The sequence below is a fragment of the uncultured Tateyamaria sp. genome, assembly GCF_947504105.1.
Lineage (GTDB): Bacteria > Pseudomonadota > Alphaproteobacteria > Rhodobacterales > Rhodobacteraceae > Tateyamaria.
The window spans coordinates 1-24,606 of sequence record NZ_CANNGP010000037.1 but is presented as its reverse complement, the minus strand read 5'-3'; the positions used below and the strand labels follow the sequence as shown (position 1 = coordinate 24,606).

Below are 24,606 nucleotides of genomic sequence, written 5' to 3'. Positions count from 1 at the left end.
GGTGTGAGTTGTGCGTCATCGATGACCATGACAGGAAGACGCGGTGCTAAAACGTGAAAGACCAGCAATGCAAGACCTGCCCCCGCCCCCCACACCACCACGCGCTGCAGATGTGCTGGCTGCACGCCTCTTTGATGCCGGATGCCGTTTTGCCTTTGGCATGCCCGGGGGCGAGGTACTGACGATCGTGGACGCCTTGGAACGCGCGGGCATTCGCTTTATCCTATGCAAGCACGAAAATGCGGCTGCCTTCATGGCCGAAGGGGCATGGCACCGCACCGGCGCACCGGGCATTCTTGTCGCCACGGTTGGTCCCGGCGCACTGAACGGCGTAAATGCCGTCGCCAACGCCTATCAAGACCGCGTGCCGCTGATTGTTTTGGCAGGCTGCGTTGATGCGGACGAGGCGCAAACTTATACACATCAGGTGCTGGACCAGACGCAGGTGTTCCAGCCAATTACCAAAGCCACATTCACCCTCAACACCGGCGCAGCGCACGTCATAGCAGATAAAGCAGTAGGCATCGCACTCGAAGGGCGGCCCGGGCCCGTACATATCGACGTTCCGATCACGGTGGCGGTAACGCCGGTGCGCCCCGACATCCCGGCACGCAGATCCCATGCAGAACCAGTTGTGCCCGCACCGACCGCTTTGTCCGATATGCAGGCGTCACTCGCAAAGGCCGAACGGCCTATCATGATTGTAGGGGTTGATGCACTGAACCAAGGGTTCAACACCCGGCGGCAAGACATGTCGGACACACTGCTGCAGTTTGTCGAAACCTACAACGTGCCCGTCATCACGACATACAAGGCCAAGGGTCTGTTGCCCGAAGACCATCCGCTCGCATTGGGTGGTGCCGGTCTATCGCCCAAAGCGGACGAAATCCTGCTGCCACTGGTCCAACGCGCCGATCTGATCATCGGCTTGGGCTATGACCCGATCGAAATGCGCACCGGCTGGCGCGATTTCTATTTTCCGGGCATCCAGACCATGATCGACATCACGGCAGAGCCGAACCACCACTATATGCATCAGGCAACTACCAACGTGATCGGCGACTGCTCGGCAACGTTGACTGCAATGGCCGACGGTGTGCCGCCGCGGAGCACATGGCCTTCCGGTGAGATCGCGGCCGCCAAAGCCGACTTGTCCAACGCCTTCCCCCGCAATGACGATTGGGGACCAGCAGCCGTAATCGACACCTGCCGCACCGAACTGCCCAGGGACGCGCTGGCGACGGCAGACAGTGGGGCGCACCGTATCCTGCTCAGCCAGATGTGGGAGTGCTACGAGGCGCGCGGCCTTATGCAATCCTCTGCACTTTGCACAATGGGCTGCGCCATCCCGTTGGCGATGGGCGCGCAAGTGGCAGACCCTACGCGCACTATCGTCAGCTTTTCGGGCGATGCCGGGTTTCTAATGGTTACCGGAGAATTGTCCACCGCGGCAGAGCTGGGCCTCAATACCATCTTCGTCGTCTTCGTCGATGCCTCGCTGGCGCTGATCGAACTGAAACAGCGGCAGCGGCAACTTGCCAATGCGGGCGTTGACTTTGCCAAACATGATTTCGCCGCGATGGGGCGCGCCTTTGGCGGTGCAGGTCATACAGTAACCTCGCGCGCGGAGTTGAAAGACGCGCTTGCCACCGCTAAATCCGCCGATACCTTCACCGTGATTGCCGCTGTGATTGAGCGGGGAGCGTATGATGGCCGCATCTGAAACACCGGGCGCGCTGGATGGACTGTTCGTTCTGGACCTGTCACGTATCCTTGCAGGGCCGACGGCAACGCAAATGCTGGGCGACCTTGGCGCTACGGTCATTAAGATCGAGAACCCGAAAACTGGCGGGGACGACACCCGTGGATGGGGGCCGAATTATGCCCGTAATCAGGACGGGTACCCCACTGACCTGTCGGCCTATTTCATGTCTGCAAACCGCAACAAGCAATCGGTGGCCGTCGACCTTTCGACCAAAGAAGGTCAGGACATTATCCGCCAACTCGCCGCCCGCGCAGATGTGGTGATCGAGAACTACAAACCCGGGGGGCTGGAAAAGTATGGGCTCGACCATGACACGTTACTGACAGCGCATCCGGGACTTGTATATTGTTCGATTTCCGGCTTCGGACAAACGGGCCCGAACCGTGACAGGCCTGGCTACGATCTGATGGCGCAGGGCTACGGCGGAATCATGTCGCTGACTGGCGATCCCGACGGCACACCGACCAAGGTCGGCGTAGGCATTGCTGATGTCATGTGCGGGATGTACGCCACAATCGGAATTCTGGCGGCACTGCGACACAGGGATCAAACGGGCGAAGGTCAGCATATCGACTTAAGTCTGGTGGATGCGCAGATGGCGTGGCTGATCAACGAAGGGTGCAATTATCTTGTGTCGGGACAGGTGCCGGAACGGCGCGGCAATGCGCACCCCAACATCGTGCCCTACGATGCATTTGCCACATCGGACGGGCACGTTTTGGTGGCAGTGGGCAATGATGCGCAGTTTGCACGGTTCTGCGATGCCATCGGTGCACCCGAACTCGGACGGGACCCGCGCTACACAACCAACCTGAGCCGCATCGAAAACCGGGTCACGCTGACCGCATCTCTGTCCCCAATTCTGGCTGGAATGGCCAAGGACGACCTGCTGACCAAAATGCACGCGGTCAAAGTACCAGGTGGGCCCATCCACGATGTGGCGGAAGCACTAAACTCGGATCAGGCACAGGCACGCGGTACGGTAGTGCAGGTTGACCACAGCGACGTGGAAGACGGGTACGTACGTCTTTTGGCGAATCCGCTCAAATTTTCAGCGACTCCTGTGACATATCGACGACCTCCACCTCGGTTCGGACAGGACACCGAGGCAGTGCTTGCAACATTAAAGCGTCATAAATCGCAACAAGATACCGACTAGCTCAACCGCTTTGGCCGGTTTTTGCCTGCTTTTGGCGGATGTGCTGACATTTTGCTCACGGAACAGCACATGCCGCTTCACGGTTACGTGTTTCCTATGCTCATAGCATACCATTCCTGCTTAGATGTTTTACACCCAAACAAGAACGCATACGGTAAGAGGCCACGCACCCATGATGCACGATATTTGCCAGGCGCCAGTCAGCCTTGAAGACGCCACTCTCGTCGAAGAGTGGAATGGCATGATCCGCGCCTTCCTTGCGCATGGCACAGCGACCCCTACCCATTTGAGCGCAGTCCTGTCCGGCGCACCCCAATTTGCAATGGGGTACGCAGCCAAGGGCCTGTTTTCCCTGATGATGGGCCGTAAGGAACTGTATGTTGTGGCACGCGAAGCCGGCGAAGATGCAATTGCAGCACTTGCCGTGTCGGGCGGCAGCGCCCGGGAACGGCTTTGGGTGCGCGCCTTGGGTGAATGGTTGGATGGCCGCCCGTCGGGGGCAATCGCCGCGATGGAGCGTATTCTGGCAGAATACCCCACGGATACGCTGTCGGCCAAGGTCAGCCACGCCATCCGCTTCATTCTGGGTGATGGCGTAGGCATGCGTGCTTCGATCGAAAATGTGCTGGACGCCCATAAAGATCACGCGCTCGAAGGATATCTCTACGGTTGCCACGCCTTTACCCTCGAAGAAACGGGTGATTACCGCGCCGCGGAAGCCGTGGGTCTCAAGGGACTTGAATTGGCAACGGACGACGCTTGGGGCCTGCACGCTGTGGCCCATGTTTATGACATGATGGCACGCCCTGACGCAGGCATTTCCCTGATTGAAAACAATGTATCGGCTTGGGATCACTGCAACAATTTTCGATATCACGTTTGGTGGCACAAGGCACTACTGCACCTCGATAGAGGCGAGAACGACATCGTACTAGCGCTCTATGACCAGCAGATCCGCGCAGACAAAACGGATGACTATCGCGACATTGCCAACGCAACATCCTTGCTGATGCGGCTGGAACTTGAAGGTATCCAGGTGGGTGATCGTTGGGCGGAGCTTGCCGATTTCGCTCAGACACGCACGGATGATGGGTGCCTCGTCTTTGCAGACCTTCACTATCAACTGGCCCTTGGCGCTGCTGGGCGTGAGGACGCTCAAGCCGCTATGTCCACACGCTTTGCGATCGATGCAGCACGCCAAGGCGAGATGCCGGCTCGTGTCGCCGATCCGGGCAAGGCAGCGCTGTCGGGCCTGAATGCCTTTGCCGAAGGGCGCTATGATGCAGCCTTTCACGATCTCGCTGCGGCGCGCCCTGCAATGCAGACTATTGGCGGCAGCCATGCCCAGCGCGACGTCTTTGAACGGATGACAATCGACGCGGGGATCAGGTCCGGCATGTATGACGCGACCGAGGCTTTGCTCGAAGATCGCATTGCACGCCGTGCGGGTGCCGTCGATCGGTTCGCGGCCACCCGGCTTGCATCAATCCAAGATACGCGGCGCATTCCCGCTCAATAATGTGCGGGGATGGCACCCATTTGTGAGGTAAAGTAGACAGCGGCCATGACTTTTGCCGACCCCACCACCCCTGCCGCAGCGGTCACTGCAGCGGCCACACCGGCAAATCCTGTGCGGGTGCGAGATATCCGTCTGGATTTTTTTCGCGGGTTGGCGATGTTCATCATCCTGTTCGCACATACACCCGGCAATTTTCTGACGTCCTGGATTCCAGCCCGTTGGGGTTTTTCAGATGCGACAGAAATCTTCGTATTCTGCTCGGGGATGGCATCAGCCATCGCATTCGGCTCCACATTCCAAAAGGCCGGTTTTGCGCTTGGGACAGCCCGCGTGGGCTACCGCATCTGGCAAGTTTACTGGGCACATGTGGGCCTTTTCTTTGCCACAACAGCCCTGCTCGCCTTTGTCACGGATCTTGAGATCACAACTCGCAACTATTGGGGTCAACTGAACCTCTGGATGCTGTTTGTGGAAGGGGAGCATTGGCAAAACCCCGATATGCTTTTCCGCTTCATGACGTTGCAATGGGTACCGAACCTGTTCGATATCCTGCCCATGTACATGGTGATCCTTGCCATGATGCCCATCGTGATCTTTCTGGCGCGCGTACATCTAGGGCTTGTAGCGGCTTTCTGCGGTATCCTGTGGCTATTTGGTCAGCGTAAATTCATGGAGGCCGCTGGCCTGCCCTATCTGAACTTCACTGCGGAACCATGGGTCGGCAACGACGACTGGCAGCGGCGCTGGTTCCTTAACCCGTTCGGCTGGCAGCTTGTCTTTTTTACCGGCTTCGCTTTCATGCGCGGCTGGTTGCCAAAACCACCCGTCAGCACGGTGCTGATCGGTCTTGCCACATTCATTGTGCTGGCCAACATCCCGCTGTCGAGCATAGGCGTGCGCGAACTGGGCTTTGACTGGGCGCGCGACTGGCGTGCCGACAACCGTCAATGGATCTCCAAATCCGACTTCGGCCTGCTGCGCTACGTGCATTTCCTGGCACTCGCCTACATCGCCTGGGTCCTTGCCGGCGACAAGGGTCACCGCTTGCGCATCATCGCAACCAACGGGATTGCACGTGTATGGGACAAGGCGCTGACAATCATCCTCAAGGTTGGTCAGCAATCCCTGGCAGTCTTTGTGGTGTCAATCTTTGTCGCGCGCTTCAACGGCTTTGCAATGGACGTTCTGGGCCGAGATACAGGCACTGTACTGGCGGTGAACGCGTTCGGCTGCGGTGTATTGGTCCTGACAGCCTACCTTGCAGGCTGGTTCAAGTCCGTCCCCTGGAAACCAAAGGCGAGCCGATGATGCTGCGCCGAGAATTCCTCGCCTCTCTTGCCGCACTGGCTGCGGCGCCCCGCGCCTCATGGGCGCAGGATGAACATGGATTGCCATTGGGTGATGCCACTCCGTTCACCCCGTCCGACGTCATTGACATGGCTCGGGAGAAAGCCGCGCGCGGCTATGAACCACGCCCCATGATCCCAGAAGCGTGGCAGAACCTCACCTACGACCAGTACCGGAAGATCTGGTTCGATAGCCGGAACGGGCTGTGGGAAGGTTCCGATGCACCGCAACGGGTCGATGTGTTTCCACCAGGCCTGTATTTTCCGCAAGCTATCCGAACTTACGTAGTTGAAGGTGATCAAGCCCGACCGCTCAAGTTCGACATGGGTGTGTTTGACACCACGGACAAGTTCCCGAACGTTCCAATCGACGACACGCTTGGCTATTCCGGCCTTCGTTTGCGGGCAGAGCTTCGGCAGCCTGGCATTCACGAGGAATACGCGGTGTTCCAGGGTGCCAGCTATTTCCGCGGCATCGGCACCGGTGATATCTATGGATTGTCGGCACGCGGCCTTGCTCTCAAGACCGGTGACCCAATGGGGGAAGAATTCCCCGACTTTACCCATTTCTGGCTGGAACGCCCCGCAAGCGGCGCAGCACAGATCGTGGTCCATACACTTCTCGACGGTCCATCCTGCACCGGCGCTTTTCGGTTCGAGATCATGCCCGGGCAACCGCTGACAATGCATGTTGAGGCCGAGATTTTCGCCCGCGACACTCTCACCCATGTGGGGATAGCGCCGCTGACTTCGATGTTCATGTTCGACGACACGAACAAGCAGCGCTTCGATGATTTTCGCCCGGCCGTGCATGACAATGACGGGCTGATGATTCACAACGGTGGAGGCGAGGTAATCTGGCGCCCACTCGCCAATCCACAAACACTGCAAATCAGTGCGTTCGGCGATAATAATCCGCGGGGCTTCGGCTTGATGCAAAGGGCGCGCAAGTTCAGTGACTTCAATGACCTCGAAGCACTTTACCACCGTCGTCCCGGCCTCTGGATAACACCGGGCGAGGGCTGGGGCCGGGGCAGTGTCGCCCTCATCGAGATTCCCACCGACAAGGAAATATACGATAATGTTGTCGCGTATTGGCGCCCATCGGCCGACATCGAAGCTGGCACATCGCACCGCATGACCTACCGCCTGGACTGGGGCGCAGATCCGGCACCGAAGGCAGCCATGCCACTGCGCGTATTGAACACCGCGGCTGGCGGTCGTCCAGAAGGCGGGCGTATCTTTACAATCGACTTCGAAGACGCACCCCACGTGCCCAAAGACCTCTCAAAGGTTGACCGCCTTGTCCGCTCCAGCGCGGGCGACGTGACCGAAGGCATCATTCAACGAAACCCCGAAACCGGCGGGCCACGCCTCGCTTTCACCTTCATGGCGGGTGACGCGCAGTGGGCAGAGTTCCGTGCGCAATTGCGACTGGACGGGCAAGCCCTTAGTGAAGTGTGGCTCTATCGATGGACCGCTTGACACAGACTGCCATGCCCCTGCGTGCGCCACTCAAAATGCCGGCGCAGGATTTTGCGCGGGCGCCTGATTGTGTCGATGCTGGCACAGACAAGCGCGATCCGATCTGGCGTATGGCCGTCTTCCTTCCAGCGCTTTCTATTACGGGCATCGTTCTCTGGGGACTGTACGGCTTGTTCGAAATATCTGGCATGACCGGCTTGGAATATGTACTTCTCACGCTAATCGGCCTGACCTTCATCTGGGTCACCATTGCCGTATCGACCGTCGGTGTCGGCCTTGCAGGTAGGCTGGACCCCAGCCGCAGACCGGCGCCTGCCAATCCGCTTGACGTGGCGCTTCTGGTTCCGATCTACAACGAAACTCCATGGGACGTGTTTGGCAACGCCGCCGCAATGTTGACCGATCTGACACGGCAAAAGGGCGGACACCGCTACAGCCTGTTTATCCTCAGCGACACCACCGACAACGCTATTGCCGCGCAGGAATGGCGTGCGTTCCAAGCCCTGCAAGCCAGCGCTCCTGTCTCTGTTTACTATCGCCGCCGTGCTGAGAACACGGACAAGAAGGTCGGCAACCTGGAAGACTGGATCACCGGCTGGGGTGCCGGCTACGAAGCAATGCTGGTTCTCGACGCAGACAGCCTGATGACCGGCCGTGCCATCAGTCGGCTTGCCACGGAACTGGCCGCCGACCCCAAGGCCGGGCTGATCCAAAGCTTTCCGCAGCTAATCGGAGCAAACACAGTGTTCGCCCGGATGCAGCAGTTTTCCAACATCGCCTATGGCTGGATTTTGGCAGAAGGGCTGGCACATTGGTCTCGAACCGAAGGCAACTATTGGGGTCACAATGCCATTATACGGACCCGTGCCTTTGCCTCCTCGGCTGGCCTTCCATATCTCCGCAGCATCAGTGGACGCAAAGACCTGATCCTGAGCCATGACTTTGTCGAAGCATCGCTTCTACGCCGCTCGGGCTGGCGCGTGCGCTTCCTGCCTCGCATCTCTGGCAGTTTCGAGGAAACGCCAGGCACTTTGATTGACTACGTGATCCGTGACCGGCGTTGGTGTCGGGGCAACCTTCAACATCTACGCCTTCTGGCCACGCGCGGCCTGCACCCGGTCAGCCGCTTCCACTTGTTCCAAGGGGCCGCAGCCTACCTGATGTCACCAGCCTGGTTTGTGCTTCTGGTGTTCTGGGCCCTTCTCGGCCGTGATGCCGAAACGAATGTGATATCGTATTTCAACGAAGCAAATCCGCTCTTTCCCAATTGGCCCCCAGCCATGACGCATATCGACAGTGCCATATTCCTAGTGGTGATGTATGTGATGCTACTGACACCCAAGATCACATCTGCCGTCGTCATCGCAGCGAATGGAAGAGCTGTGCGCCTCTTTGGCGGGCGTCGTGTGTTTGCGGGGGCGGTCCTAACGGAACTGGCACTTTCCGTAGCTTACGCACCAATCATGATGATCCAGCAGACCAAGGCTGTAATCGGTGGATTGATCGGGCGCGGAGGCTGGACACCGCAAAGCCGCACAGCGCAAGCTTATCCCTGGGCCACGCTGATCAAGTTCCACTGGATTGAATCACTGCTGGGCGGGTTGCTTTTCTTGGGTCTCGGCACCGGTCTCGTCTCATGGTGGTTGATCCCGATCGCTTTCAGCCTTGCCTTTGCCGTGCCTCTTTCGGCCCTCAGTGCCTTTCCCCTTACCCACCTCGGATTTGCAAGTCTGCGGCTCGACAACCCACTGACACTGCGTGAACCGGCCATCGTTGCGAATGCCCGCACCGCCCGGGCCGAAATGCGTGCATGGATTGAAGCCTCGGAAATCGCGGCAGAGTGAATCCAAGTCGCTACTTCGAAGTCGCATCTGCATCAATTTTTGGATACACGAGGACGAGCTGGCTGTGTCATAGAGCCTGAAGACCCAGGACAAATACTGTACTGATCGGTCAGGCGCTCAATCGAATGGGATCTAGTCAGGCGCCCATGCCACAATCGGCAAGCCACGCTTCAACCATCCGGGACCAGCCCCCGATCCAAGCATGCCTTCAGGCACATCGATGATCGTCGTGAAACCTGCTGCCGTCAGGCGTTCCGACATCCTGCGTGATCGCACACCTCGGGCACAAATGAGCGCTACAGGCGTGTCCGTGCGCCCGCCCGTATGGGTCAACAGCGCATCGGTGAAATCCTTGCGACGCATGTCCAAGGGCACGGCTCCCTCGCCAATTCCGGTTCGCTCCCACTCGTCGGGGCGCCGAATATCAACCAGCAGGATGGTACCGCCCTTTGCGGCGGCATACGCATCAGGCGTGCTCAGCGTTCCTTCTACACCCGCTTGGGCAGCGATGTTGTACCAACGCGATGCAAACACCGCACCGCCAACGATGCACCCTCCGACCACAACGCCAAAACCCCGGCGCGTGATCCGCGCAGGGGTCTCAGCCCGATCAGTTATGGCACGTTCTGTCGGACGATCCGCCATCTTACGATTTGGGCGCTTCACTGGTGAATTTTGGAATGGTGCTTTCCGATGCCGCGTCTTCTTCGATACTCACCCAGTTGTTCTCAGATAGAGTGATGTTACCGGGGATGTCTTCTTCCCAGAAACCTACGACCACGTCGGTAATGTTCAGATACAGCTTGTCGTCAACGATGCGCCACAGGTTGGGATTGGCGGGTACTTTGCCGCCCTGAGCCACACCATAGGCATAGTGGCCATCATATTGCGGGACATAGCGAGCGGGGTCAGCGGCGAACTTGTCGCGGTTTTTCTCGGTCGAAAAAGCAAAAGTCGCCCCGTTGTAGTCCGCTGTGATGCTCTCATCGCCTGGAACGCCCTGTGTCTGCACCTGGCCCGGCGGTTTCATCTCAATATCGAAATAGGCAACCACGTCATAGCCCGAAACGGCAAATCCCGTCTCGTCGATGTACTGGTCCCCGGCGAATGCGGTCGTGCTGAGGGCCAAGGTGCTGGCAGCCGTGGCAACGGCCAATGTGAATCGGTTCATCATATGGGATCATCCTCGTTGCAAACTGTGCCCACCGCGCGTCCGTGCGGCAGATATGAAACATTAGGGACGTTCGGTCCACCATTTCAGCCTGCCTCGCGCTGATGTGAGCAGGTGTCGGATCCCGTGAGGCACCCCAGCTGTTCAGCGCAACCGCGGCGGGCGATCCGGATCCATGCCCGGGGCAGACTGGCCCGGCGACCGCGCGGGGGCAGGTTGCGGCAGGTCAAAACGCAGACCCACGCGCGCGAGCCGCTCGGTCACCGGATCGCGTGCATCAAAAAAGCCGACATCCAAGGCGCCTGCCTCGATCCCGGAAAACGTCAATGCCTCGGATACAGCACAGGCCAGCGCATCCTCGGCGCCCGGTGCGGCTCCTACAAAGGCCAGCATATGACCGCGTGCACCCTCCGTGTCCGTGGTGCCAACGAGATAGGCAATCTGCGCCAATCCAGTTGCCGTCGCCAGCTTGGTGTCCACGGCAGAAATCAACGCGTCCGGCAAACCGGTCGGGGCGGACACTTCAGCCAGACGGGCCTCAACTTGATCCGGGCCATGGCCCAATGTCTGCGCCAACCATTGCACACCATCCGCATCCAGCAGAAATGACGACGGAGCTACATCCAGGTTCAGGCCCAAGCCCAAACCCTGTTCCGCCAACAGCCCCACAACCACCCTGCCCGACAGCGCAGCATAAGGTGCCTCGGTCCCCACGAAAGATGCCAACCGCTCCTCGCGATCAAAGACAAGCACCAATGGCCCGGAACCAGGATCAAAGACCTGTGGCGCAATCTGATTCCCCTGCGCCTCAGCCTGCAGAAGCAGATAAAGCTCCGCATCGCCCAAGCGCTCAAAGAACCGCAACCTTGCTGCATCATCCCCTGACGCGGCCTGCATCGCGACATGCGCCTGGTCCAAAACCGTCTGTGTCACGCCAAAACTTCCTTCACCCGCGCCCGTAGGACCGGCAGCACATCTGCCTCGAACCACGGGTTTTTTTTAAGCCACGCGGTATTGCGCCACGACGGATGAGGCAAGGGAAAGGCCCGAGGCGCAAAGTCGCGCCAAGCAGCCACGGTGTCCCGTACCGATATCTTCGTGCCCAGATGCCAGGATTGGGCATAACCACCGATCAACAGAACCAATGGCACATCACCAACATGCTGCATCACATCAGCCCGCCACGTATTGGCACAGATCTTTGGCGGTGGGAGATCCGAACCGTTTGCATCATAGCCGGGAAAACAGAACGCCATTGGCGCGATGGCCAGCTTATTTCGGTCATAAAATGTGGCCTCGTCAATACCCAGCCAATCCCTCAACCGATCTCCCGACGGATCGGTAAAGGGCCGTCCGCTTTCGTGTACGCGCGCGCCCGGAGCCTGACCGGCCACAAGAATGCGCACGCCCGGCCTGAACCACACGATCGGACGCGGGCTGTGCCCTGTCTCGGTTGCAGCAAAACGTTCGGCGCACAGCGTGCACACGCGGATATCGTCAGGCAGTCCCATATCAAACCTCTAAGCCGTACCAATAGGTTAGGCAATTAATTCGACATTTTTCGAAATAAAACTTGCGTGATATTTATATTTTTATAATTCTAGAAATATGAAAATGGAATCGTCTCACCCGCTCGATCTGACCCGCGCTGCCGCAGCCTTTGCCGCCCTTGGATCTGAACAACGGCTTTCGGTGCTGCGCATTCTCGTGCGGGCCGGACCGGACGGGCTCAGTATCGGCATGCTGGGTGATCGCTCGGGTGTCACCGGCTCGACTCTGACACATCACGTCAAGATCCTCGCAAGTGCTGGCCTTGTCACGCAAGCTCGTCAGGGGCGCTCGATCATCTGCGCCGCCGTCGCCTTTGATGAGGTGCAGGATCTGTCGAACTTCCTTCTCACTGAATGCTGTGCAGACACCCCCCACTCGGATCATGATCATGGCTGACACCACCACCCCGACACCCATTCGGCGACGCAAACTCCTTGACGGTGCCTGGGTCGCCTCGATTGCGGTCCTTGTCATCGTAGCCATTGTAGACCCGCAGCAACTCTGGCCCACAGTTGCCTTCGCGGCCGACGCACTGCTGGGAACCGCCCCGTTCATTGCCTTTGCCGTCTGCGCGGTTGCCTATCTTAAGGCCACGGGGGCGGAAAACCTACTGGCCAGGGCATTCGAGGGCAATCCGGTCCGCATGATCATAATGGCTGCATTACTGGGCGGTCTGTCGCCGTTCTGCTCGTGCGAAGTGATCCCATTCATCGCAGCTTTGTTGGCTGTCGGCGCACCGTTGGGCGCTGTGATGGCGTTCTGGCTCGCCTCCCCGCTCATGGACCCGGCCATGTTCGCAATAACGGCCGGAGCGATAAGTGTCGAATTCGCACTGGCAAAAACAGTTGCTGCGGTGGCGCTTGGCATGCTGGGCGGATTTGGCACACTCATGCTGGCCGGCACACCCGTATTCACAGACCCGCTACGTGAAAGGCCTTCAGTCGGTGGATGCTGCGGCGTAGCAAAGCCATTCTCTGACCAGCCGGTTTGGAAATTCTGGAGCGAACGTGTCCGGGTCGAAACGTTCCGCAGCGCGGCACTGGAAAACGCCGCCTTCTTGCTCAAATGGCTGACACTCGCCTACGTCATCGAAGCAGTGATGGTTTACTACATGCCTGCCGACCTGATTGCATCAGTCCTGGGCGGCGACGGCATCGGCACTGTCATCCTTGGAGCATTCGTAGGCATGCCGGCTTATCTGAACGGATATGCGGCAGCTCCACTTGTGGCCGAGCTTATGGATCAGGGTATGGCGAACGGTGCTGCCTTGTCCTTCATGCTGGCGGGCGGCGTCAGCTGCATCCCCGCCGCCATTGCCGTCTGGGCATTGGTGAAACCGCGGGTCTTCGCTGCTTACCTCGGGTTCGCGCTGACAGGGTCAGTTCTGGCCGGGATGACATGGCAAATTCTGAACTGATCCGACGTTATACTGTCAGCAAACGGCACACAGACGGATCAAAGGGCCGCGCACCACCCTGCAAACTGTCCATTCTCCGGCAACAATGCCCTGCAAAACCTATACATTCGACGGGACTTTGGACATAATATTGCCTAAGTCGGTGATTAGACCATTAAGACGCCTCTGGTAAGGAGGGCACAGGTTCCCCACGTCAGTACGCGGGGGCATAGCAGACACCGCGGAGCAACGGGGATGCTGGAATTCGAAAATGTATCCAAGTCCTTCTGGACAGGCACACAGCGCAAGGTAATCCTTGACCGTGTGTCTTTCCGGGTGGAATTGGGCCATTCGTTTGGCGTGTTGGCCCCCAACGGCACTGGTAAGACCACACTCATCAATATGATGGCGGGGTTGGAAAAACCGGACGAAGGTGAAATCAGGCGTGGCTGCAACATCTCGTTTCCACTTGGCTTCATGGGAGGGGTGCTACCCAAGATCTCGGCGCTGGAAAACTCTCGCTACATCGCGCGCCTCTACGGGCTTGATCCCGACTATGTGGAAAGCTTCTGTCGCTGGCTCTGCAACCTGGGTGAGTATTTCGACCAACCCTTGGGTACGTATTCATCGGGCATGCGCGCACGCTTTTCATTTGCGCTAATGTTGGCACTCGACTTTGATATCTATCTGATTGATGAAGGCATGCCATCGTCAACAGACGTTGAATTCAACCGCAAGGCAGGTGAAGTGTTGCAGGAACGGCTGCGCACTACAACAATCATCATCGTGTCGCATCAGGCTCAGACGCTCGAGAAATTCGCGCGCTCTGCCGCTGTGTTGCTGGACGGCAAACTGCATATGTTTGACACGCTGGAAGAGGCGAAACGGCTTTATGACTACGAAACCCAAAGCTAGAAAGTTCCGCATCAAGCGCACCGCGCCCGCACTTGGCAGTGCGGCGACAGGTCCTGAGCGGGATGATGCGCCTGAAAAGTCGGCATCCGAGTCAAAAACGCAAGACAAGGTGCAAAAACCTGCCCCCAAAAGTGGTGAAGTTGCCTCCAACCAGCAGGTGCAAAGCGAAAACACTATCGACGCCATTCGGCAAGAGGGGCTGACAGGCCGCCAGCTTCGCATGGCGCGGCGGGTGGCCCAGAAACACGGTCTGGCCCCCACGTCGGACTTTGATGCCGTTCGTCTGTTGCGCGCCAAGGGAATTGACCCTTTCCAACGCTCAAACATGCTGGAACTTGTGGTGCCGCAGGCAGGAGCAGAGCAGCATGAAGGTGGTGCACCTGACGCGTTCGCCAACTTGCCCGCGACAACCGGCGGCGCTGGCGCTGGGCGCGCTCAACTTCCCCAGACCGTACAGGTCAAACAGCAGCAACTGCCATCGACAGAACTGAGCCCCGCAGAACGTCGGTCGCAGGAAATTCAAAACATCCAGCGCGATATTGCGCGCCGCCGCCGTCGCAAGATGGGCCTGTTACTGGTGCGACTTGCGTTCTTCGTAATTCTGCCTACCTTTCTTGCAGGCTACTACTTCTACGCTATCGCGACGCCGATGTATGCCACGAAGTCCGAGTTCCTGATCATTCAGAACGAAGGATCAGGCGGCGCCGGTCCGTTGGGTGGCCTGCTGCCAACGCAGTTCGCCACCAATGCTGACAGCATTGCCGTGCAAGGTTTCCTTCAATCCAAGGATGCGATGCTGCGGCTCGACCGTGACATCGGTTTCAAGACGCATTTCACCCAAGGTTGGATTGACCCGATCCAAAGGCTCAGTGACGATCCGACCAATGAAGAAGCGTACAAGACATACAAAAAGAACGTAAAAATCGGTTATGACCCGACCGAGGGCATGATCCGGATGGAGGTGGCCGCCGCCGACCCGCAGGTCTCAGCCGAGTTTTCGAGCCAATTGATCAACTATGCCGAACAACGCGTGAACAACCTGTCCGCCCAAAAGCGGGACGATCAGATGCGTGATGCCCGGGAAGGGTTCGAACGGGCCGAAACGGAGCGCCGTGCCGCCCAGGAGTCCCTAGTGCGCTTGCAGATCGAGGGCGCCACGCTGGATCCCGAAGGCGTGATCGCCAGCCTTCGCACCCAGATTGGTCAACTTGAAACCCAGATCATCGAGAAAGAGATCGAGCTGGCCAGCCTGCTCAACAATACCCGCCCCAACCAAAGCCGAGTGGATGGCGCGCGCGGCACCTTGGAAATTCTCAACAAACAATTGGTCATCTTGAACAACAAGATGACGGATGTGTCCAAGGGTGAAAACTCGCTCGCAGAACTGGCGGCCCGCATCCAGATTGCGCAGGCGGACCTCGCCTCGCGCGATTTGATGCTGCAATCAGCACTGCAACAGATGGAACAATCCCGTGTTGAAGCAACCCGGCAGGTACGTTACCTGACCGTCGCGGTCGAACCGATTGCGCCCGAAGAGCCAACATATCCCTGCGCATTCGAAAACACGATCTTGGCTTTCCTCGTCTTTGCGGGCATCTACCTGATGATCTCGCTCACAGCGTCGATCCTCAGAGAACAGGTGACAAGCTAAGATGAAACATGTTGATGTCGCCGGCCTCACGATCGGCAATGACCGCCCGCTTACAGTCATCGCGGGACCTTGCGCCCTGGAAAGTGTCGATCTTGGCCAAGAAGTTGCCGGGCGCATGAAAGAGGTTTGCGATGCGACGGGTGCACAGTACGTCTTCAAGGCCAGTTATGACAAAGCAAACCGCACTTCCCTGACAGGGGGACGTGGCCTTGGATTGGACGACGGATTGAAAGCGTTGCAGGCCGTCAAGGATGCCATCGGCGTCCCGGTTCTGACGGACGTCCACACCGAAGCGCAATGCGCACCCGTGGCCGAAGTGGCCGACATTCTACAAATCCCCGCCTTCCTCTGCCGCCAGACGGACATGCTGCTGGCTGCGGGCGAAACCGGGGCGGTTGTGAACATAAAAAAGGGCCAGTTCCTGGCACCTTGGGAAATGGGCAATATCGTCACCAAGGTCGAAAGCACCGGTAACACCCGCATCCTGCTGACCGAACGGGGCACTTCGTTCGGCTACAACACGCTGGTGGCAGATATGCGGTCGCTGCCGCAAATGGCCCAAACCGGCTACCCTGTCGTCATGGACGCCACCCACTCAGTCCAGCAACCCGGGGGCAAAGGCGGTTCGTCGGGCGGGCAGCGCGAGTTTGCACCGGTCATGGCCCGGGCTGCCGTTGCCATTGGCGTCGGAGCCGTGTTCATTGAAACCCACCCCGACCCAGACAAGGCCCCTTCCGACGGGCCCAACATGATCTACCTAGATCAGATGCAATCGCTGATCGGCACTCTCATGAAATTTGATGTGCTTGCGAAGGCGCATCCAATGACTTTCTAAGTAAAGAGTTTCCCCATGACCAAACCCTCTGCCATCGTGACGCCAAACACGTGGGCGTTTCTGCGCGACCCCATGATCACTCCAACAGGATTCCGCGAATACGATGCGCGCTGGAAGTACCCGGAAGAAATCAACCTACCTGGCATTACCGCACTTGGCTTCGGGCTCGGCACGCAGATGCGGCGGCGCGGCATTGACCCAGTGATTGCTGTGGGCAACGACTATCGCGACTATTCACTCAGCATAAAGAATGCGCTGATCGTCGGCCTGATACAGGCCGGTATACAGGTCAAGGATATCGGCCCGGCACTGTCCCCCATGGCCTATTTCAGTCAGTTCCACCTTGATGTGCCTGCTGTCGCCATGGTCACAGCCTCGCACAACCCCAATGGCTGGACAGGGGTGAAGATGGGCTTCGACCGCCCCCTGACCCACGGTCCAGACGAGATGTCTGAATTGCGCGATATCGTCCTGAACGGCGATGGCGAAGCGCGCCCCGGCGGCGGCTACGAGTTTATCGATGGAGTGCAGGAAGCATACCTTGAGGACCTCGTCGGCGACTTCAAGATGACCCGCCCACTCAAGGTCGTATGTGCTGCCGGCAACGGCACGGCTGCCGCTTTCGCGCCCGAGCTCTTCCGCCGCATCGGGGTTGAAGTGGTCGAAAGCCATACAACACTTGACTACACATTCCCCCACTACAACCCGAACCCTGAAGCCATGGAAATGCTGCATGACATGGCGGCCTCCGTCAAAGCCTCAGGTGCCGACCTCGCGCTTGGATTTGACGGCGATGGCGACCGATGCGGCGTCGTCGATGACGAGGGCGAGGAGATCTTTGCCGACAAGGTGGGTGTTATCATGGCCCGCGATCTGTCGAAACTCTATCCCAACGCGACCTTCGTGGCGGATGTGAAGTCCACCGGTCTTTTTGCCTCGGACCCCGAATTGCAAGCCAACGGAGTGACGGCAGACTATTGGAAAACCGGCCACAGCCACATGAAACGACGGGTCAAGGAAATCGGTGCACTCGCCGGGTTTGAGAAATCAGGACACTACTTCCTCGCGGAACCCATCGGGCGTGGTTATGATTGCGGCATGCGGGTCGCAGTCGAAATCTGCAAATTGATGGACCGTAATCCCGACATGAAGATGTCAGACCTGCGCAAGGCTTTGCCCAAGACACACTCCACCCCAACAATGTCGCCATACTGCGCAGACACTAAAAAATACGCTACCCTCGACCGCATCGTGGCAAAACTGACGGCCAAGGCCGACGCGCAGGAACTCATCGCAGGTCGCGCGATCAAGGAAGTGGTGACAGTCAACGGCGCCCGCGTGATTTTGGACAACGGTGGCTGGGGGCTGGTGCGCGCCTCATCCAACACCCCGAACCTGGTGGTGGTCTGCGAAAGCCCCGAAAGCGAGGACGAGTTACGAACGATTTTCGCTGACATCGACGCGGTCATCCGGACCGAAGAGACCGTCGGCGAATACGATCAGACATTCTGAGGCTTAGTCCGTTCGGTTTTGAAAGCTTGGGTATCCCTTCAAAGCAGCCGCAAGCAGACGTTGGGCTTCAAGGTTGACTGGTGGGTCTACAGACCCAAACGACCATGGGCCACGACGGCCGGTCTGCTACGAGTTTGGAAACGGAGCTGATCATGGACTGGGAAAAATCTGCAGCCGCTTGGATCGAAGCACAGGGCGAACACGGTGATTTCAGTCGGAGACGCGTCCTCGATGCGCCCATGATAGAACGTGTTCGGGCCTGCCGACCGCGTCGCCTGCTGGATCTCGGCTGTGGCGAAGGTCGCTTTTGCCGTCTCCTCGACAGTATGGTCGCTGAATGTGTTGGGCTGGATCCAACTCCATCCTTGATTGCCCGAGCAAGAGATCTGGGCGGAGCGCATTTCGTCGAAGGTCGTGCGGAGAATCTACCATTTGAAAGCGCTTCATTCGATGTAGTTGTGAGCTATCTCAGCCTTCTCGACATAGAAAAGATCGACGCTGCACTGGATGAGGTGAGACGGGTACTGCATCCAGGTGGCCATTTCCTGATCGCGAACCTTACTGGTTTTGCGACGGCTGCCGATATCAAAGGGGGAGGATGGTCTGTTCGTGCAGACGGGTCGAGAGAAATTGTTGTTCAACGCTATCTAGAACCCCATGCAATCCTTTCCGAGTGGAAGGGGATAAGCGTAACCAACTGGCATCGCCCTCTATCCTTTTACATGCGCGCGCTGCTCGACCGCGGCTTCCAGCTTTGCCACTTTGACGAACCTGCCGTTGTCAACCCAGGCCATCCTAAGGAGGCTGCGTATAACAATGCGCCATACCAGCAGATCATGGAATGGCAAGTGCCTAGTCTTTAGTGAATGAGGTCACCAGATACACTTGGGTAATCTTGGCACGGGAATTCCAAGAACAACAAGTTCCAAATTCCGCTTGCCACTTTAGTTGTGTTTCCGATAGGAAACGTACAGCGCTTGGCGTTGGGAGAACCAGACAACTGGTGCCGAAGGAGCAACTGCCTCGGAAACTCTCAGGCTACAGGACCAGTGTCAGGCCCGAATACTCTGGAGAGTGATGCTCAACGCATCCGCCGAAGGGATAATGATCTCAGGCACCAAGGACAGAGGAGGCACCGACGCGCAGATGAGGTTCTGCGCGCAATGTGGTGCCGCTTGATTTGATGCAAATCTCGTCGGCTTGAAAAAGGCGAGCGAGACATGTCCGATCTCAAGCAGACCCCACTTCATGCACTCCATGTTTCGCTCGGGGGCAAGATGGTACCCTTTGCTGGATATGATCTGCCCGTGCAATACAGTCTTGGCGTGATGAAGGAACACATCCATACGCGGACGAAGGCGGGGCTGTTCGATGTCAGTCACATGGGGCAGGTCATCGTGCACGGCCCAAGCTATGAGGCGGCGGCAACCGGTCTCGAAACGCTAATACCCGTCAACATTCTGGGCCTTGGCGTGGGTCGACAACGCTACGGGTTCTTCACCAATGAGGACGGCGGGATCGAAGACGACCTGATGCTGGCCAATCGCGGTGACCACGTTTTCGTTGTGGTGAACGCCGCCTGCAAGGCCGCGGACATCGCACATATGAGAGAAGCGCTGGAACCAGAGGTCACGGTGACTGAGATCACCAATCGCGCGCTACTTGCCTTGCAGGGACCCGCCGCTGAACCGGTTTTGTCTGTACTGGATCCACGCGCGGCGCAGATGCGCTTTATGGATGTGGCAACCCTGAACCTCGATGGTGTTGAAGTGTGGGCATCGCGGTCGGGCTATACAGGCGAAGACGGTTACGAGATTTCGGTGCCCGCCGACGCGGCCGAGCGCATTGCAAAGAAGTTGCTGGACCACCCGGACGTCGAAGCCATCGGGCTCGGGGCTCGGGACTCTCTGCGGCTGGAGGCCGGTTTGTGCCTTTACGGCCACGACATTGACGAAACGACAACACCGGTGGAGGCTGACCTCGCTTGGGTCATACAAAAGGTGCGCCGGGCTGGCGATGAACGTGCTGGCGGCTTTCCTGGGGCCGAGCGGATCCTGTGTCAACTCGACAGCACCATCACCCAAAAACGGGTCGGCCTTTTGCCTGCAGGCCGTGCGCCCATGCGCGAAGGCATCAGTCTCTTTGAAACGGAAGACGCACCTGATCCGATTGGAACAATCACATCCGGCGGCTTCGGCCCAACAGTCGGAGCGCCTGTTGCCATGGGCTATGTCGGCGCGGACAACGCAACCCCAGGCAACACGCTCTACGGCGAATTACGCGGCAAGCGTCTGCCCTTAACAGTCACCAAAATGCCGTTCACGCCAGCCAACTTCAAAAGATAACAGAGAGGGAAACCAATGAAATACACCGAAGAACACGAATGGCTGCGCGCCGACGGAGACGTGTATGTCGTAGGCATCACAGAACATGCGACCACACAGCTGGGCGATCTGGTCTTTGTCGAACTTCCCGAAGTGGGCGCGACGGTCAGCAAGGACGACGAGATCGTCGTTATCGAAAGCGTCAAGGCAGCGTCCGACATCATGGCCCCGGTGGATGGTGCAATCACCGAGGTTAACACGGCACTGGCCGATGATCCCAGCCTCGCTAATAGCGATCCATTGGGCGAAGGCTGGTTTTTCAAGATCAAGCCATCGGATCCATCGCAGTTCGACGGCCTGATGGATGAGGCCGCCTACAACGCATTGATCGGCTGAGGAACACGCCCCATGACTTTCAAACCCACCGACTATCGGCCCTATGATTTTGCGAACCGCCGCCATATCGGGCCATCCCCCGCCGAAATGGAAGAGATGCTGGAAGTGGTGGGGGCGAAAGACCTCGACGCGCTGATCGACGACACGATCCCCGAGGGTATTCGGCAAAAGGAACCGCTGGATTTCGGCAAGGCCAAGTCGGAACGGGAATTGTTGCACCACATGCGGGTAACAGCATCCAAGAACAAGGTTCTGACTTCGCTCATCGGCCAAGGTTATCACGGAACGGTCACGCCACCAGCAATTCAACGGAACATCCTTGAAAACCCGGCGTGGTACACGGCCTACACGCCCTACCAACCAGAGATCAGCCAAGGGCGGCTTGAGGCGCTGTTGAACTTCCAGACGATGGTGTCGGACCTGACCGGCCTCGAGATTGCCAACGCTTCATTGCTGGACGAGGCGACCGCCTGCGCCGAGGCCATGACCATGGCGCAACGGGTAAGCAAGTCCAAGGTCACGGGCTTCTTTGTCGATGAAAACTGCCACCCGCAGAACATCGCGGTGATGAAAACCCGCGCGCAACCCTTGGGCATCGCAATCACCGTTGGCAGCCCAGATGATTTGGACCCGAGCACGGTGTTTGGCGCAATCTTCCAATACCCGGGCACGTATGGTCATATTCGGGACTTCACGACACAGATCGAAGGCCTGCACGAACACAAAGCGATTGGTATTATCTCCGCCGACCCCCTTTCGTTGACTCTACTCAAAGAGCCTGGGGCGATGGGCGCCGACATCGCCGTCGGCACAACGCAGCGCTTCGGGGTACCTGTTGGCTACGGAGGCCCGCACGCCGCCTATATGGCGACCAAAGCCAGCTATGCCCGCAACATGCCCGGACGCATCGTTGGCGTGTCCGTCGATAGCCTTGGAAATCGTGCCTATCGCTTGTCCCTGCAAACCCGCGAGCAGCACATCAGACGGGAAAAAGCGACATCGAATGTTTGCACCGCCCAGGCTCTGCTGGCTGTGATGGCGGGGTTTTATGGCGTGTTTCACGGCCCTGATGGCCTCAAGGCGATTGCGCAACGGATCCACCGCAAGACAGCGCGGCTGGCCGAAGGCCTGAAGCAGGCAGGGTTTGATGTGCGCCCTGCTATCTTCTTTGACACAATCACCGTTGATGTCGGGCCTTTACAGTCTGCTGTCATCAAATCCGCCGTCGACGAAGGCATCAACTTGCGCGCTGTTGGCCCCACGGCAGTAGGCATTACACTTGATGAACGGACGCGGCCTGCGACCATAGAAAAGGTTTGGCGGGCGTTTGGAATCGAACGACAGGACAAGGATTACACACCGCACTACAACGTGCCGGAAAACCTAGTCCGCAGCACCGATTACCTGACACACCCGATTTTTCACATGAATCGAGCCGAGACCGAGATGATGCGCTACATGCGTCGCTTGGCGGACCGCGATCTTGCGCTGGATCGCGCGATGATCCCACTTGGCTCCTGCACGATGAAGCTGAACTCGGCGGCCGAGATGATGCCGGTCAGTTGGCGCGAGTTTTCCCTACTGCATCCCTACTGCCCCAAGGATCAGGCCGCCGGTTACACAGAGATGATCGATGATTTGTCTGCAAAGTTATGCGACATCACTGGCTACGACGCGATTTCCATGCAGCCCAATTCGGGTGCGCAAGGCGAGTATGCAGGCCTTCTCACCATCGCTAGTTGGCACCATGCAAATGGCGAAAGCCATCGGAACATCTGCCTAATTCCCATGAGTGCCCACGGCACCAACCCCGCCTCCGCTCATATGGTCGGCTGGAAAGTTGTGCCTGTGAAATCAGCAGAGAACGGTGACATTGATCTAGATGACTTCAAGTCCAAGGTGAAGGAGCACAAGAACAACCTTGCAGGCTGCATGATTACCTACCCTTCGACCCATGGTGTATTCGAGGAAACAGTCATCCAAGTGTGCCAGATTACCCACGATGCGGGCGGTCAGGTCTATATTGATGGGGCCAACATGAACGCCATGGCCGGCCTGAGCCGCCCGGGCGACTTGGGCGGCGATGTCAGCCATCTCAATCTCCACAAAACGTTCTGCATCCCGCACGGTGGCGGCGGCCCCGGGATGGGGCCCATTGGTGTCAAAGAGCATTTGACCACCCATCTACCCGGCGATCCAAATGGCGGTGAGGGTGCCGTGAGCGCCGCGGCTTTCGGCTCACCTTCGCTTCTTCCCATTTCGTGGGCCTATTGCCTGATGATGGGCGGCGATGGCCTGACACAGGCAACACGGGTCGCGATCCTGAACGCCAATTACATCGCCAAGCGCCTCGAAGGCGCCTTTGACGTACTGTACAAGGGACCAACTGGGCGGGTGGCGCATGAATGCATCATCGATACACGCCCCTTTGCCGAAAGCGCTCATATCACCGTGGACGATATTGCCAAGCGGCTTGCGGATTGCGGTTTCCACGCCCCTACAATGTCGTGGCCCGTTGCAGGTACGTTGATGATCGAACCGACCGAGTCGGAAACAAAGGCCGAACTGGACCGGTTTTGCGATGCAATGCTGGGTATCCGCGACGAAATCCGCGCCATCGAGGACGGCACCATGGACCCTGACAACAACCCTCTCAAGAACGCACCACACACGATGGAGGATTTGGTACGGGATTGGGATCGCCCCTACAGTCGGGACAGTGCATGTTTCCCAGCCGGATCGTTTCGTGTCGACAAGTATTGGCCACCGGTCAACCGCGTAGACAACGTGTGGGGAGACCGAAATTTGTCCTGCACCTGCCCCCCGATGGAAGACTACGCCCAGAAATGAGCGGGCAATCGACGGGTTGTTTCAAGAGCCGTTCAAGCCTTGGTTCTGGTTGCTTTGTGGCGCACAGAGTTCTCGCTTTTCTGAACTGACGGTTCGTCAACAGCCGAACATTGCGTTGGTCAGGCAACCAGAGAACGCACTACGGAAGTTTCAATGCGACCCTTCCTATGTAGCAACACTTGTTGGCTTGGAAAAAGTACAAGAGAGAGAGAGAGAGAGAGAGAGAGAGAGAGAGAGAGAGAGAGAGAGAGAGAGAAAACTTGGCCAATATTGGAACTGCTAGGGTCAGGATGCATTGATTTTCACTATATAGCGTGATTCACGGCTGGGAAAGCGGAGCGGTGATATGAGCGACCTTTGTTGGCTGACCGACGAGCAGATGGCCAAGCTCGCGCCTTTTTTCCTGAAGTCACACGGCAAGCCTCTTGTTGATGACAAACGAGTGTTGAGTGGGATTATCTTCGTCAATCGCAATGGTTTGCGCTGGTGAGATGCCCCCAAGAAATACAGACCACACAAGACGCTCTACAGCCGCTGGAAGCGTTGGAGCGAGAAAGGTATCTTCGCACGGATTATGGTCGACCTGGCCGCCGAGCACAGCGAAGAGAAGACAGTCATGATTGACGCGACCTATCTAAAAGCGCACCGCACCGCGACCAGTATGGCCGCGAAAAAGGGGGGCGTGGCCGCCTGATACCCTGCCGGTCAATGGATCGTGGCTATGAAGCCGACTGGTTCCGAGACGCGTTAAAAGACAAAGGGATACGCGCCTGCATCCCCGGCCGAAAACAACGCAAGACGCCGGTGAAGTGTAAGCGTTGCTTTGACCCCACCTTGATCAATTGGGGCGCTTTCCCTTTGGCTTCCAGCGCTTGGCGAGTTTGAGG

20 protein-coding genes, 1 pseudogene and 1 riboswitch are annotated in these 24,606 nt (G+C 58.0%); of the genes and pseudogenes, 17 read left to right on the top strand and 4 right to left on the bottom strand.

What is annotated here, in order from left to right; translation table 11 throughout:
• Nucleotides 1–67: 67 nt before the first annotated feature.
• The 6 genes from Q1A75_RS18410 to mdoH all read left to right on the top strand — a co-directional run bounded on the left by Q1A75_RS18410 (nucleotide 68) and on the right by mdoH (nucleotide 9,118).
• Complete coding sequence (locus Q1A75_RS18410) at nucleotides 68–1,723, top strand: thiamine pyrophosphate-binding protein (protein WP_299553762.1); 1,656 nt, start codon at nucleotides 68–70, stop codon at nucleotides 1,721–1,723.
• The gene (locus Q1A75_RS18405) at nucleotides 1,707–2,924 is read left to right on the top strand and encodes a CoA transferase (RefSeq protein WP_299553760.1); all 1,218 of its coding nucleotides are present in this window, start codon (nucleotides 1,707–1,709) and stop codon (nucleotides 2,922–2,924) included. The genes Q1A75_RS18410 and Q1A75_RS18405 overlap by 17 nt, the downstream gene beginning before the upstream one ends.
• Before the next feature lie 172 nt (nucleotides 2,925–3,096).
• A complete protein-coding gene (locus Q1A75_RS18400) occupies nucleotides 3,097–4,443 on the top strand; it encodes a tetratricopeptide repeat protein (protein WP_299553757.1) in 1,347 nt (448 codons plus the stop codon).
• Between the two features lie 45 nt (nucleotides 4,444–4,488).
• Nucleotides 4,489–5,751, top strand: coding sequence for an OpgC domain-containing protein (locus Q1A75_RS18395; protein ID WP_299553754.1), 1,263 nt, complete (start codon nucleotides 4,489–4,491; stop codon nucleotides 5,749–5,751).
• Nucleotides 5,751–7,274 carry a glucan biosynthesis protein G gene (locus tag Q1A75_RS18390; protein ID WP_299553813.1) on the top strand — a complete coding sequence of 508 codons (1,524 nt, stop codon included), beginning with the start codon at nucleotides 5,751–5,753 and terminating at the stop codon, nucleotides 7,272–7,274. The genes Q1A75_RS18395 and Q1A75_RS18390 overlap by 1 nt, the downstream gene beginning before the upstream one ends.
• Complete coding sequence (mdoH, locus tag Q1A75_RS18385) at nucleotides 7,262–9,118, top strand: glucans biosynthesis glucosyltransferase MdoH (protein WP_299553752.1); 1,857 nt, start codon at nucleotides 7,262–7,264, stop codon at nucleotides 9,116–9,118. Before Q1A75_RS18390 ends, mdoH begins: the two co-directional genes overlap by 13 nt.
• 132 nt (nucleotides 9,119–9,250) lie before the next feature.
• On the opposite strand, the gene Q1A75_RS18380 is transcribed toward mdoH, so the two are convergent.
• From Q1A75_RS18380 to Q1A75_RS18365, 4 genes are all read right to left on the bottom strand, one after another.
• Nucleotides 9,251–9,763: a rhodanese-like domain-containing protein gene (locus Q1A75_RS18380; protein ID WP_299553749.1), complete on the bottom strand. Its 513-nt coding sequence runs from the start codon at nucleotides 9,761–9,763 to the stop codon at nucleotides 9,251–9,253.
• 1 nt (nucleotide 9,764) lies between these two features.
• The gene (locus Q1A75_RS18375; RefSeq protein ID WP_299553810.1) at nucleotides 9,765–10,289 is read right to left on the bottom strand and encodes a YHS domain-containing (seleno)protein; all 525 of its coding nucleotides are present in this window, start codon (nucleotides 10,287–10,289) and stop codon (nucleotides 9,765–9,767) included.
• A 144-nt stretch (nucleotides 10,290–10,433) separates the two neighbouring features.
• Complete coding sequence (locus Q1A75_RS18370; RefSeq protein WP_299553746.1) at nucleotides 10,434–11,222, bottom strand: SseB family protein; 789 nt, start codon at nucleotides 11,220–11,222, stop codon at nucleotides 10,434–10,436.
• Nucleotides 11,219–11,800 carry a uracil-DNA glycosylase family protein gene (locus Q1A75_RS18365; RefSeq protein WP_299553743.1) on the bottom strand — a complete coding sequence of 194 codons (582 nt, stop codon included), beginning with the start codon at nucleotides 11,798–11,800 and terminating at the stop codon, nucleotides 11,219–11,221. The genes Q1A75_RS18370 and Q1A75_RS18365 overlap by 4 nt, the downstream gene beginning before the upstream one ends.
• 97 nt (nucleotides 11,801–11,897) lie before the next feature.
• On the opposite strand from Q1A75_RS18365, the gene Q1A75_RS18360 reads away from it, so the two are divergent.
• The 11 genes and pseudogenes from Q1A75_RS18360 to Q1A75_RS18310 form a co-directional block, all read left to right on the top strand.
• On the top strand, nucleotides 11,898–12,236 hold the full coding sequence (locus Q1A75_RS18360; RefSeq protein WP_299553740.1) for a helix-turn-helix transcriptional regulator: 339 nt from the start codon (nucleotides 11,898–11,900) through the stop codon (nucleotides 12,234–12,236).
• Nucleotides 12,229–13,257 carry a permease gene (locus Q1A75_RS18355; protein WP_299553737.1) on the top strand — a complete coding sequence of 343 codons (1,029 nt, stop codon included), beginning with the start codon at nucleotides 12,229–12,231 and terminating at the stop codon, nucleotides 13,255–13,257. Before Q1A75_RS18360 ends, Q1A75_RS18355 begins: the two co-directional genes overlap by 8 nt.
• A gap of 234 nt (nucleotides 13,258–13,491) precedes the next feature.
• Nucleotides 13,492–14,151, top strand: coding sequence for an ATP-binding cassette domain-containing protein (locus Q1A75_RS18350; protein ID WP_299553734.1), 660 nt, complete (start codon nucleotides 13,492–13,494; stop codon nucleotides 14,149–14,151).
• Nucleotides 14,129–15,802, top strand: a complete 1,674-nt coding sequence (locus tag Q1A75_RS18345) for a capsule biosynthesis protein (RefSeq protein WP_299553731.1) — start codon at nucleotides 14,129–14,131, stop codon at nucleotides 15,800–15,802. Before Q1A75_RS18350 ends, Q1A75_RS18345 begins: the two co-directional genes overlap by 23 nt.
• A gap of 1 nt (nucleotide 15,803) precedes the next feature.
• Entirely contained in the window at nucleotides 15,804–16,637 is an 834-nt protein-coding gene (kdsA, locus tag Q1A75_RS18340; protein ID WP_299553727.1) for a 3-deoxy-8-phosphooctulonate synthase, read from the top strand.
• Nucleotides 16,638–16,652: 15 nt separating this feature from the next.
• A complete protein-coding gene (locus Q1A75_RS18335) occupies nucleotides 16,653–18,149 on the top strand; it encodes a phosphomannomutase/phosphoglucomutase (RefSeq protein ID WP_299553724.1) in 1,497 nt (498 codons plus the stop codon).
• A 152-nt stretch (nucleotides 18,150–18,301) separates the two neighbouring features.
• Entirely contained in the window at nucleotides 18,302–19,012 is a 711-nt protein-coding gene (locus Q1A75_RS18330; protein WP_299553721.1) for a class I SAM-dependent methyltransferase, read from the top strand.
• Between the two features lie 111 nt (nucleotides 19,013–19,123).
• Nucleotides 19,124–19,208, top strand: a riboswitch (glycine riboswitch).
• 161 nt (nucleotides 19,209–19,369) lie between these two features.
• Nucleotides 19,370–20,494, top strand: coding sequence for a glycine cleavage system aminomethyltransferase GcvT (gcvT, locus tag Q1A75_RS18325; RefSeq protein ID WP_299553718.1), 1,125 nt, complete (start codon nucleotides 19,370–19,372; stop codon nucleotides 20,492–20,494).
• 15 nt (nucleotides 20,495–20,509) lie between these two features.
• Nucleotides 20,510–20,869 carry a glycine cleavage system protein GcvH gene (gcvH, locus tag Q1A75_RS18320; protein ID WP_299553715.1) on the top strand — a complete coding sequence of 120 codons (360 nt, stop codon included), beginning with the start codon at nucleotides 20,510–20,512 and terminating at the stop codon, nucleotides 20,867–20,869.
• A gap of 12 nt (nucleotides 20,870–20,881) precedes the next feature.
• Nucleotides 20,882–23,719: an aminomethyl-transferring glycine dehydrogenase gene (gcvP, locus tag Q1A75_RS18315; RefSeq protein WP_299553712.1), complete on the top strand. Its 2,838-nt coding sequence runs from the start codon at nucleotides 20,882–20,884 to the stop codon at nucleotides 23,717–23,719.
• A 346-nt stretch (nucleotides 23,720–24,065) separates the two neighbouring features.
• Nucleotides 24,066–24,529: pseudogene (locus Q1A75_RS18310) on the top strand (transposase); the annotation flags it as partial.
• Nucleotides 24,530–24,606: the final 77 nt, after the last annotated feature.

What these genes read in the sequence shown, in the direction of transcription:
- Q1A75_RS18410 (WP_299553762.1), top strand. Translation starts at nt 68, where the DNA reads ATGCAAGACCTGCCCCCGCCCCCCACACCACCACGCGCTGCAGATGTG.
- Q1A75_RS18405 (WP_299553760.1), top strand. Translation starts at nt 1,707, where the DNA reads ATGATGGCCGCATCTGAAACACCGGGCGCGCTGGATGGACTGTTCGTT.
- Q1A75_RS18400 (WP_299553757.1), top strand. Translation starts at nt 3,097, where the DNA reads ATGATGCACGATATTTGCCAGGCGCCAGTCAGCCTTGAAGACGCCACT.
- Q1A75_RS18395 (WP_299553754.1), top strand. Translation starts at nt 4,489, where the DNA reads ATGACTTTTGCCGACCCCACCACCCCTGCCGCAGCGGTCACTGCAGCG.
- Q1A75_RS18390 (WP_299553813.1), top strand. Translation starts at nt 5,751, where the DNA reads ATGCTGCGCCGAGAATTCCTCGCCTCTCTTGCCGCACTGGCTGCGGCG.
- mdoH (WP_299553752.1), top strand. Translation starts at nt 7,262, where the DNA reads ATGGACCGCTTGACACAGACTGCCATGCCCCTGCGTGCGCCACTCAAA.
- Q1A75_RS18380 (WP_299553749.1), bottom strand. Translation starts at nt 9,763, where the DNA reads ATGGCGGATCGTCCGACAGAACGTGCCATAACTGATCGGGCTGAGACC.
- Q1A75_RS18375 (WP_299553810.1), bottom strand. Translation starts at nt 10,289, where the DNA reads ATGAACCGATTCACATTGGCCGTTGCCACGGCTGCCAGCACCTTGGCC.
- Q1A75_RS18365 (WP_299553743.1), bottom strand. Translation starts at nt 11,800, where the DNA reads ATGGGACTGCCTGACGATATCCGCGTGTGCACGCTGTGCGCCGAACGT.
- Q1A75_RS18360 (WP_299553740.1), top strand. Translation starts at nt 11,898, where the DNA reads ATGAAAATGGAATCGTCTCACCCGCTCGATCTGACCCGCGCTGCCGCA.
- Q1A75_RS18355 (WP_299553737.1), top strand. Translation starts at nt 12,229, where the DNA reads ATGGCTGACACCACCACCCCGACACCCATTCGGCGACGCAAACTCCTT.
- Q1A75_RS18350 (WP_299553734.1), top strand. Translation starts at nt 13,492, where the DNA reads ATGCTGGAATTCGAAAATGTATCCAAGTCCTTCTGGACAGGCACACAG.
- Q1A75_RS18345 (WP_299553731.1), top strand. Translation starts at nt 14,129, where the DNA reads ATGACTACGAAACCCAAAGCTAGAAAGTTCCGCATCAAGCGCACCGCG.
- kdsA (WP_299553727.1), top strand. Translation starts at nt 15,804, where the DNA reads ATGAAACATGTTGATGTCGCCGGCCTCACGATCGGCAATGACCGCCCG.
- Q1A75_RS18335 (WP_299553724.1), top strand. Translation starts at nt 16,653, where the DNA reads ATGACCAAACCCTCTGCCATCGTGACGCCAAACACGTGGGCGTTTCTG.
- Q1A75_RS18330 (WP_299553721.1), top strand. Translation starts at nt 18,302, where the DNA reads ATGGACTGGGAAAAATCTGCAGCCGCTTGGATCGAAGCACAGGGCGAA.
- gcvT (WP_299553718.1), top strand. Translation starts at nt 19,370, where the DNA reads ATGTCCGATCTCAAGCAGACCCCACTTCATGCACTCCATGTTTCGCTC.
- gcvH (WP_299553715.1), top strand. Translation starts at nt 20,510, where the DNA reads ATGAAATACACCGAAGAACACGAATGGCTGCGCGCCGACGGAGACGTG.
- gcvP (WP_299553712.1), top strand. Translation starts at nt 20,882, where the DNA reads ATGACTTTCAAACCCACCGACTATCGGCCCTATGATTTTGCGAACCGC.